The organism is Oceanicola sp. S124, from assembly GCF_000220565.1.
In the GTDB taxonomy this organism is placed as follows: Bacteria; Pseudomonadota; Alphaproteobacteria; order Rhodobacterales; family Rhodobacteraceae; genus Pseudooceanicola.
Genome location: NZ_AFPM01000216.1, coordinates 1 through 9,661, shown reverse-complemented (window position 1 = coordinate 9,661; position 9,661 = coordinate 1). Strand labels below are relative to the sequence as shown.

The window sequence follows — 9,661 nt, the reverse complement described above, 5'->3', positions numbered from 1 at the left end:
GCTCACCGGACCAGCGAGGCCACATGCGGGCTGACGGTGATCTTCGGATGGGCGCGGAAGGGGTGATCCTCGGGCAGCGGCTCGATGCGGAAGGTGTCCAGCGTCGCATGGGAAAGCTGCCCGCCGTCCAGGGCAGCGATCAGCGCCGCATCCTCGATCAGCGCGCCGCGCCCGGGGTTGATCACCACCGCACCCGGGGCCATCAGGGCGAAGGTCCGCGCGTTCAGCACGGCCTCGGTCTCGGGCGTGTTGGGCAGCAGGCTGACGACGATCTCGGCGCCCGACAGCGCCTGCTCCAGCCCCTCTGGGCCGGCGTGACAGGTGACGCCCGCCTGCGTCCGGGGCCTGCGGCTCCAGCCATGGACATCGAAGTTGAGAGCCGCCAGCGCCGCCGCACAGGCCCCGCCCAGCTCTCCCAGCCCCAGCACCGTCACCCGGCGATGCCGCGCCAGCTTGGGCGCCACCTGGTCCCAGCCGGAGGAGGACAGGATATGGCGATCCATGCCGATATGGTGGCGCAGTACATGGGCGGTGACAAATTCCACCATGCCCTCGCGCTGGCCCGGGTCGACCATGCGCGCCAGCGGCAGGGTCAGCGTCGGATTGTGCAGCACCCGCTCGACCCCCGCCCAGAGCGAGAGCGCCAACCGGGCCCGGGGGAAGACCGAAAAGTCGGTGATCAGCTCGTTCGGGGTGAAGACGAGGTAGTCGACCTCCGCCGGGGGCAGATCCGCCGCGACCTGCGCATCGAGCCCCTCAGCCGAGAGCGCGGCGCTGATGGCGGGCTGGAACTCGTCGTAGACCGGCCCCGGGGCCGAGAAGAGGACATTGATCTTGCGAGAGGGGATCTTGCTGGGGACACTCTTGCGGGGGGCGGACATGGCGAACTCCTGTCGTCTGCATCGCAAGCGCTATTCCACGGCTTTCGCGGATTCTCCAAATCGCCATCCCCGGCACGGGGCCGAAAGCGGCCTTTCCGGGCCCGACGCGGGTCGCAAACCGCCCGCGGATCGCGCGTTCTGCCCAAAAATCACCCAGAGCCCATTCCGTCATCCAGGCCGATCAGGGCGGCGCAGGCCCCGGTCGCCGCTCAGAGCATCCCTGCAGGGCCGTCCCGTTCCTGCAATGATATCAGTCGGATGAGGGCCCCTCAGCAAGGCGCGGCCACCTATAGCACAGGCAATAGTATAATCTGAGTTTATATTTTTACTCTGGAGATAATCCGAAATTATCTGGTCTCGGGCCCGACCGCCGCTGAGGTTGGCGGCACAGCGCATGCGGAAAATGCGCGTTCCAACAGGAGACCTCCCTTGACCCTCAGACATGCATCCTTCGGCCTTCTGGCCGCCCTCCTCGCCTCTTCCGCCGCCCTGGCAGAGGGCGAACCGCCCGCGGAAATCGCGCCCATCAAGGCCGGTGGCTACGAGGCCGGGATCGACGGCACCTTCGCCCCCCATGCCTTCCCCTCGCTCGATGGCGGCATCCAGGGCTTCAACGTCGATCTCGCCGCCGCGATGGCCGAGAAGCTGGGCGTGGCGATCACCATCGTGCCGGGCCAGTACACCGGCCTCTTCCCCGCCCTGCACTCGGAAACCTTCGACTATATCGCCGCCCCGACCACGGTGACCGAAGAGCGCTCCAAGACGCTGCTCTTCACCGAGGGCTTCATGGAAACCAACTTCGGCTTCGCCACCCTGACCGGCTCGGACATCGACAGCGTCGAGGACCTGAAGGGCAAGACGGTCACCGCCAACAAGGGCTCTCTCTACGAGACCTGGCTGACCGAGCGCGCCGAGGAATGGGGCATGACCGTGCTGACCTTCGGCAGCCAGGCGGATGCCTTCGAGGCTGTCACCTCGGGCCGGGCCGATGCCTCGATGGCGGGCATGACCGTCACCGCATGGGCCGGGCAGCAGAACCCGCGCCTGGAATTCGCCTTCCAGATCAACACCGGCCTCAGCTGGGCCCTGCCCTTCCGTCGTGACGACTACGCCACCCGGAACCTCTTCGACTCGGTCCTGGAATGCCTGAAGACCGACGGCACCATGGCCGCCCTGTCCGAGAAGTGGTTCGGCCTGACCCCGGCGGAGGGTGAGCTGATCGTCACCCCCAATGCAGGCTACGGCACCCCCGGCTTCGAAGGCTACCAGCCCGACGAACACGAGGTCTCCTGCACCTTCGAGTGATCCCCGTCACTCGTCCCCACCGGGCCGGGGGCTTGCCTCCGGCCCGACCACACCAGTTCCAGGTTTGCAAATGACGGCAGCACAGCCCCTCCCCACGCTAGAAATCACCGCGCTGGAAAAGCGCTTTGGAGAGACGCAGGTGCTGCGCTCCATCGACCTGAAGGTCCGCAATGGAGAGCTGGTCTTCGTGATCGGCCCCTCGGGCTCTGGCAAGTCCACCATGCTGCGCTGCTGCAACCGGCTGGAAGAGCCCACCTCGGGCGCCATCCACGTCAACGGAAAGCCCATGCTGGGCATCCCGCGCCGGGACCTGGACCGCATGCGCCTGCAGGTCGGCATGGTCTTCCAGGGCTTCTTCCTCTATCCGCATCTCTCGGCGCTGAAGAACGTCACCCTGGCGCAGCGCAAGGCGCTTGGCCGCCCCAGGGCCGAGGCCGAGGCCCGCGCGCTGGAAATGCTGGACAAGGTTGGCCTGAAGCACAAGGCCGACGCCATGCCCTCCGAGCTGTCGGGCGGCCAGCAGCAGCGCGTCGCCATCGCCCGCGCCCTGGCGCTGGACCCCAAGGTCATGCTGTTCGACGAACCCACCTCGGCGCTGGACCCCGAGCTGGTCGGCTCGGTCCTGAAGGTCATGCGCGACCTGCGCGAGCTGGGCATGACAATGATCGTCGTCAGCCACGAGATGCAATTCGCCCGCGAGGCCGCCGACCGCGTCGTCTTCATGGACGGCGGCGTCATCGTCGAGGAAGGCCCGCCCGAAGAGATCTTCGGCAACCCGAAGTCCGACCGGCTGAAGGCCTTCCTGTCGCGCGTCTCGGGAGAGGCCGCCTGATGGACTTCCTCGACGCCTTTCTCAATCCCGAGATCATCGCCACCTACCTGCGCCCCATGGTGCGCGCGGTCTGGGTGACGATCTGGATCTCGGTGCTTGTCGTGATCTCGGGCCTGGCACTCGGGGCGCTGCTGGCCGGGCTGCGCGCCTACCAGAAACGCTGGCTGAGCTGGCCCATCGTGCTGTTTGCCGACCTGATGCGCGCCCTGCCGCCGCTGGTGCTGATGCTGATCCTGTTCTTCGGCCTGCCCTCCATCGGGATCATCCTGGCGGACTGGTTCGTGCTCTACCTGATCCTGACCCTGGTGCTGGCCGCCTTCGTCGAGGAGATCTTCTGGGCCACCATGACCTCGCTGCCGCGCGGACAATGGGAAGCAGGCGCGGCCACCGGCCTGTCGTTCCTGCAGGTGCTGGTCCACGTGATCTTCCCGCAGGCGCTGCGGATGAACATCCCGCCGCTGGTCAACCGCTCCCTCACCATTTCGAAGATGACGGCCTATGGCTCGGTCATCGGGGTGAAGGAAATTGTCTCGGTCGCGGGCTCGGCGCAGGCCTTCTCGGGTTCGGCGACGCCGCTGACCATGGCCGCGCTGGCCTATCTGATCATCTTCTTTCCGGCGATGCTGCTTTCGCGCTACATCGAAGACCGGTTCCACTACGAGCACTGAGGGACCGGCATGGAAAACCTGATCGACGCCTTCTTCAACATCGACATCATGCGCCAGGCCGCGCCGCTGCTGCTGAAAGGGGCCTGGGTCACGCTGCAGCTCTGCGCCGTGGTGATCCTGCTGGGGCTGTTCGGCGGCCTCGGGCTGGCGCTGCTGGCCTCGTCGCGCTCGGCGCTGCTGCGGCTGCCCTCGTTCGTCTTCATCGACATCTTCCGCGCCGTGCCGCCGCTGATCCTGCTGATCCTGATCTGCGCGGGCCTGCCCTTCATGGGCATCCGGGTGCCCCCCTTCGCGGCCGTCTGCATCGCCTTCCTGCTGAACAACTCGGCCTATTTCGCCGAGATCTTCCGCTCTGGCATCAAGGCCATCCCCAAGGGGCAGATGGAAGCGGCCCGGGCCACCGGGCTCAGCCCTGCCCAGGCGCAGGCCTGGGTGATCCTGCCCCAGGCCATCCGCAACGTTCTGCCCGACCTGCTGTCCAACGTGGTGGAGATCGTCAAGCTGACCTCGATCGCCTCGGTCGTGTCGCTGTCCGAGCTGCTCTACAGCGCCAACATGGCACGGGCGGTGACCTACAACTCCTCGCCGCTGGTGATGGCCGCCGGCCTCTACCTTCTCCTCCTCTGGCCGCTCGTCCGCGTGATCTCGCGCTTCCAGCGTGGCCTTTCGATCAGCCATTGAACTATCAGAAGAGAGCGTAACGATGACACGCATGATCCTGGCCGCAGCACAGATGGGCGGCATCCAGAAGGACGAAAGCCGCGAAGAGGTGGTGGCGCGGATGCTGGCGCTGATGGAGCAGGCGCATGAGAAGGGCGCGGGCTTCATCGCCTTCCCCGAGATGTGCCTGACCACCTTCTTCCCGCGCTTCTACGTCGAGGACCGCGCCGAGTTCGACCATTGGTTCGAAAAGGAAATGCCCGGCCCCGCCACGCAGCCGCTGTTCGACGCCGCCAGGCGCTACGGCATGGGCATGACCTTCGGCTATTGCGAGCTGACCCCCGAGGGGCAGCATTTCAACACGTCGATCATCGTCTCTCCGCAGGGCGAGATCACCCTGAAATACCGCAAGATCCACCTGCCCGGCCATGCCGAGTACGAGCCCGAGCGCACGCACCAGCACCTGGAGAAGCGCTATTTCCTGCCCGGCGACCTGGGCTTCAACGTGGCGCGCAGCCAGGACGTGCTGATGGGTCTGGCGATCTGCAACGATCGGCGCTGGCCCGAGGCCTGGCGCGAGCTGGGCCTGCAGGGGGTTGAACTGGTCTGCATCGGCTACAACACCCCCTCGCAGAACAACCTGTCCAAGAACGAAGGTCTGGAACAGCGCCTCTACCACCATGAGCTGTCGGTCTGCGCCGGGGCCTACCAGAACTCGACCTATGCCATGGCCGTCGCCAAGTGCGGCATGGAGGACGGCAACCACATGATCGGCGGCACGATCATCGTCGACCCTGACGGCTTCGTCATTGCCAAGGCCGAAACCGAGGGCGACGAGGTGATCACAGCCGAGGCCGACTTCGCCAAGTGCGCCTTCGGCAAGTCCACCGTCTTCAACTTTGCCGCGCACCGCCGGATCGAGCACTATGGACGTATCAGTACCCAGACCGGCGTCAAGCTGCCCGAATAAGACTGCGAGTGAAGCCATGACAAATTTCGACTGCGTCATCCACGGCGGCCAGATCGCCACCACCGAGGGCGTCAGCACCGGCGACATCGGCATCCGCGACGGCAAGATCGCCGCCATGGCCGAGAAGATCGAGGGCGGCGCGCGCCGCATCGACGCCACGGGGCGCATCGTCATGCCCGGCGGGATCGAGACCCACGCCCATATCGCCCAGGAAAGCTCTTCGGGGGTGATGACGGCGGATGACTACCTGTCGGGCTCGATCTCGGCGGCCATCGGCGGCAATTCCAGCTTCATCCCCTTCGCGGCGCAGCAGCGCGGCGAGAACGTGGATGACGTGCTGGCCACCTATGATGCGCGCGGCGCGCGCTCGGTCATCGACTATTCCTACCACCTGATCATCTCGGACCCCCGCCCCGAGGTGCTGTCCGATCAGCTGCCCCGTGCCTTCGCGCGCGGCATCACCAGCTTCAAGGTCTTCATGACCTATGACCTGATGAACATCGGCGACGGTGGGATGCTGGACATCCTGACGGTGGCCCGCAAGCACGGTGCCATCACCATGGTCCATGCCGAGAACAACGACATGGTCAAATGGATGAACCGCCAGCTGGCCGAGCGCGACCTGACGGCGCCGAAATACCACGCCATCTCGCGTCCCGAGCTGGCCGAGCAGGAGGCGATCAACCGCGCCGTGCAGCTGGCAAAGCTCGCCGATGCGGCGCTCTTCGTGGTCCATGTCTCGACCGAGGGCGGGGCCGAGATCATCCGGCGCGAGCAGTTCAACGGCGCCAAGCTGTTCGCCGAGACCTGCCCGCAGTACCTCTCGCTGACCCGCGACGACCTGAACCGGCCCGGCATGGAGGGGGCGAGATACATCTGCTCTCCGCCGCTGCGCGATGCGGCCACGCAGGAAGCGCTGTGGCATCACATCCGCATGGGCACCTTCGTCGGCGTGCATTCCGACCATGCCCCCTACCGCGCGGACGCGACCGGCAAGTTCCTGAACGGCTTCGACGTGCCCTACCCCAAGATCGCCAACGGCATGCCCGGCATCGGGCTGCGCCTGCCCTGGCTGTTCTCGGAAGGCGTCGTGGCTGGCCGGATCACGCTGGAGCAGTTCGTGGCGCTGTCCTCGACCAACACGGCGAAGGTCTTCGGCTGCACCACCAAGGGCCGTCTGGCGCCGGGCATGGATGCGGATATCGCCATCTGGGATCCCGAGGCGCGCTATGCCGTCACCCTGGAAGACCAGCACGACAACATGGATTACACCCCGCTTGAGGGGCGCGAGCTGACCGGCCGCCCCGAAACCGTGCTGACGCGCGGCGCGGTGGTCGTGGACAAGGGCGCGTTGAAAGCCACCGAGGGCCAGGGCCGCTTCTTCGGTCGCGCGCCGGTCGACCTGCGCGCCCGTCCCGGCGCCATGGTGAAGGAGTTCGACCCGGCGCAGAACTTCGGCGTGGATCTGCGCGGATGACGGATATCCTGCTGATCAACCCCAATTCCTCGGCCACCGTGACGCGGGGCATGGACCAGACCGCGCGCGCCATGCTGCCGGCCTCTCTGTCGCTGACCTCGCGCGACCTGCCCGAAAGCCCGGCCACCATCGCCAGCGACGAGGATGTCGCCCGCGCCGGGCTTGGCGTTCTGGAACTGGCCCGCGCCACCCCCGCCAGGGTGGTGATCACCGGCTGCTTCTCGGACCCCGGGCTGGACCTGCTGCGCGCCATGCCCGGCGGACCGGTCGCCATCGGCTGCCAGGAGGCGGCCCTGCTTTCGGCGCTGGCCCGCGCCGACCGCTTCGGCGTCATCGCGCTCGGTCCCGCCTCGATTCCGCGCCACATGCGCAAGATGCGGATGATGGGGATCGAGGGGCGGCTGGCGGGTGAATTGCACCTGTCGGGCTGTTCCGCCGAAGCCCCGATGCGCGACCCCGGGGCCTACGCCCTGATCCGTACCAGGGCCGAGGAACTGGGCAAGATGGGTGCCGGGGCCGTGGTGCTGGGCTGCGCGGGCATGGCGCTGATCCGCGCCCGGCTGGAAGCGGAAACCGGCCTTGCGGTCATCGACCCGGTCTCTGCCGCCGTCGCCCAGGCCGTCGCGGCCCTGCAGGGCGATCCGGCCTTCGCCTTCGACGCCACATGAGTACCGGCCCCGAGAAACTGCCCGAAACCTCCATGCGCCAGCTGGAGATCTTCGCCGCCATGATGGGCCAGCGTACCACGGTGGCGACCGCCGAAAGCCTCGGCATCTCGCAGCCCGCGGTCTCTGCCGGGCTGCGCCAGCTGGAAGCCCAGCTGGGGCTGACCCTGTTCGAGCGCACCGGCCGGCACCTCGAACCGACGCTGGAGGCGCGCAACCTCTACGAAGAGATCCGCCCGCTCTTCGGGATCGTGCGCAGCTTCTCGATGCGGGCGCGCGATCTGCGCAACGGGCGGGTCGGGCGGCTGCGGGTGATCGCCACGCCGCCGCCGGGCTATTCGGTCATCCCGCAGGCGATGCGGGCCTTCCTCGACACCCGCCCCGACGTGACGGTCAGCTTCGATGTCCGCCGCCTGGGCAACGTGCTGCACGCGGTGCAGACCGGCCAGGCCGATGTCGGCGTCGGGCTGGCCACCGGGCGCATCCCCAACGTCAACACCGAAGAGCTGCGCGCCGGGCAGATGGTGGCGCTGCTGCCGCGCGACCATCCGCTGGCCCGGCAGGAGAAGATCGAGGTCCGGGCCCTGACCGGCGAGCGCTTCATCGGCATCGACCAGGAAAGCCACCTTGGCCGCATCGTCGCCCAGGCCTTCGAAGAAGCCCATGTCACCTACCACCCGCAGCTGGAGACCCGCTATTGCCAGACCGCCGCCTCGCTGGCGGCCAGCGGCATGGGGGTCTGCATCGTCGATCCCTGGTCGGCCGAGCCCTATATCGGCGGAGAGACCGACAGCGGATCCCGGACCGGACTGGTGGCACGCCCGCTGGCCCAGCCCTGCCCGGTGCGCTGCATGATGTTCACCCGCCGCGGCATCCCCCATTCCGGGCTGCTGAAGATCTTCATGGCCGAGATGCGCCAGGCCACGGCGGCGCTGGACATCCCGGGCCTTGCCGGCACCGCGCCCGAGGGTGACCCGGCATGAGCCGCCACGTCCTGATCACCGGCGGCGCCGGCTTCGTCGGCCTCGCCCTGGCCGAAGCGCTGCGGGCGCAGGGCGACCGGGTGACGCTGCTGGACCTCGCGCCGCCCGATCCCGCGCTCTTCGCCCGCCCCGAGCTTGCCGGCACCTCCTACCTGCCCGGCGATATCCTGGATGCCGCCCGTCTGCAGGCAGAGCTGCAGCGCATCCGCCCCGAGGTGGTGATCCACGCCGCCGCCATGACGCCCAATGGCGAAGCCGCGCAGAGCCAGGCCCTGCGCATCGCCGAGGTCAATGTCACCGGCACCCTGCGCGTCCTTGCGGCCTCTGCTGCGGCGGGGGTGCGGGACCTGCTGCTCTTGTCGTCGATCTCGGTCTACGGCAGTCTGGGCAGCGGCGCGGACCAGCTGCGCGAGGACGGCCCGGCCCGCCCCGACAGCCTCTATGGCGAGACCAAGCTGGCCGCCGAGGTGCTGGCGGCCCGCATCGCCCCGACGCTGGGACTGCGGCTGGCGGCGCTGCGCCTGGGGCCGCTCTTCGGCCCCTGGGAAGCCTGCGCGCGGCCCGGCCCGATCTCTCGCCCCATGCCCGGCTGATGCAGCTTTCGGAGGGCGGGCGCGCGGTGCGCCTGCCCCACGAGATGTGCGGCGACTGGGTCTATTCCCGCGACGCGGCAGCGATGATCGCCGCGGTCTCGACCCGCATGGCGCAGGCGGCGGGCGGCTGCTTCAACATCGCCGGAGGGGCGCCCTTCGCCCTGACCGACTGGGCCCGTGCCATGGGCCTGCCCGCGCCGCTGATCGACCCGGCCCGCCCCGAGATCGCCGCCCGCGCCGATCCCCGCCGCGGCCCCATGTCGACCGCCGCCACCGCCGCGCTGACCGGCATCGACGGCGGGCGCGACATGACCGCCGCCGCTGCGGACCAACGCCTGTGGCAGGCCACGCTGAAGGAGACCCCCGCATGAGCCATCTTCCCCTCGCCGGCCAGAGCGCCCTGGTCACCGGCGCCTCTTCCGGCATCGGGCGGGCCATCGCGCTGCGCCTCGCCCGCGCCGGGGCCACGGTCTGGGCCAGCGACGTGACCGAAGAGGTGGTCGAGGGCGGCCCTCCGGTGGCCGAACCGCTGGCCGAGATCTCTCCGGCCTCGCGCTTCGTGGCGCTGGATGTGCGCGACCATGCCGCCTGCGCAGCGCTGTGCCGCGAGATCGGCGCGACGCACGG

12 protein-coding genes are annotated in these 9,661 nt (G+C 68.3%); 11 read left to right on the top strand and 1 reads right to left on the bottom strand.

Features of this window, described 5'->3' with window-relative positions:
- Window positions 1-2: 2 nt before the first annotated feature.
- Complete coding sequence (locus OS124_RS0115195; RefSeq protein WP_010140612.1) at window positions 3-881, bottom strand: NAD(P)-dependent oxidoreductase; 879 nt, start codon at window positions 879-881, stop codon at window positions 3-5.
- A gap of 429 nt (window positions 882-1,310) precedes the next feature.
- On the opposite strand from OS124_RS0115195, the gene OS124_RS0115190 reads away from it, so the two are divergent.
- From OS124_RS0115190 to OS124_RS24850, 11 genes are all read left to right on the top strand, one after another.
- Complete coding sequence (locus OS124_RS0115190; RefSeq protein WP_010140610.1) at window positions 1,311-2,186, top strand: transporter substrate-binding domain-containing protein; 876 nt, start codon at window positions 1,311-1,313, stop codon at window positions 2,184-2,186.
- A gap of 70 nt (window positions 2,187-2,256) precedes the next feature.
- Window positions 2,257-3,018 (top strand): amino acid ABC transporter ATP-binding protein, encoded by a 762-nt coding sequence (locus OS124_RS0115185; RefSeq protein WP_029375473.1) that lies wholly within the window; start codon window positions 2,257-2,259, stop codon window positions 3,016-3,018.
- Window positions 3,018-3,686 (top strand): amino acid ABC transporter permease, encoded by a 669-nt coding sequence (locus tag OS124_RS0115180; protein ID WP_010140608.1) that lies wholly within the window; start codon window positions 3,018-3,020, stop codon window positions 3,684-3,686. Before OS124_RS0115185 ends, OS124_RS0115180 begins: the two co-directional genes overlap by 1 nt.
- Window positions 3,687-3,695: 9 nt before the next feature.
- Window positions 3,696-4,367 (top strand): amino acid ABC transporter permease, encoded by a 672-nt coding sequence (locus OS124_RS0115175; protein ID WP_010140607.1) that lies wholly within the window; start codon window positions 3,696-3,698, stop codon window positions 4,365-4,367.
- A gap of 22 nt (window positions 4,368-4,389) precedes the next feature.
- The gene (locus OS124_RS0115170) at window positions 4,390-5,316 is read left to right on the top strand and encodes an N-carbamoyl-D-amino-acid hydrolase (RefSeq protein WP_010140606.1); all 927 of its coding nucleotides are present in this window, start codon (window positions 4,390-4,392) and stop codon (window positions 5,314-5,316) included.
- 16 nt (window positions 5,317-5,332) lie between these two features.
- On the top strand, window positions 5,333-6,793 hold the full coding sequence (hydA, locus tag OS124_RS0115165) for a dihydropyrimidinase (RefSeq protein ID WP_010140605.1): 1,461 nt from the start codon (window positions 5,333-5,335) through the stop codon (window positions 6,791-6,793).
- On the top strand, window positions 6,790-7,461 hold the full coding sequence (locus OS124_RS0115160) for an aspartate/glutamate racemase family protein (RefSeq protein WP_010140604.1): 672 nt from the start codon (window positions 6,790-6,792) through the stop codon (window positions 7,459-7,461). The genes hydA and OS124_RS0115160 overlap by 4 nt, the downstream gene beginning before the upstream one ends.
- Window positions 7,458-8,441 carry a LysR family transcriptional regulator gene (locus OS124_RS24860; RefSeq protein WP_138919558.1) on the top strand — a complete coding sequence of 328 codons (984 nt, stop codon included), beginning with the start codon at window positions 7,458-7,460 and terminating at the stop codon, window positions 8,439-8,441. Before OS124_RS0115160 ends, OS124_RS24860 begins: the two co-directional genes overlap by 4 nt.
- A complete protein-coding gene (locus OS124_RS24855; protein ID WP_010140602.1) occupies window positions 8,438-9,034 on the top strand; it encodes an NAD-dependent epimerase/dehydratase family protein in 597 nt (198 codons plus the stop codon). The genes OS124_RS24860 and OS124_RS24855 overlap by 4 nt, the downstream gene beginning before the upstream one ends.
- Window positions 9,034-9,405: a hypothetical protein gene (locus OS124_RS26155; protein WP_010140601.1), complete on the top strand. Its 372-nt coding sequence runs from the start codon at window positions 9,034-9,036 to the stop codon at window positions 9,403-9,405. The genes OS124_RS24855 and OS124_RS26155 overlap by 1 nt, the downstream gene beginning before the upstream one ends.
- Window positions 9,402-9,661 (top strand): SDR family NAD(P)-dependent oxidoreductase (locus OS124_RS24850; protein WP_010140600.1); only part of this gene is annotated, 260 nt, incomplete at its 3' end. The genes OS124_RS26155 and OS124_RS24850, both read left to right, overlap by 4 nt.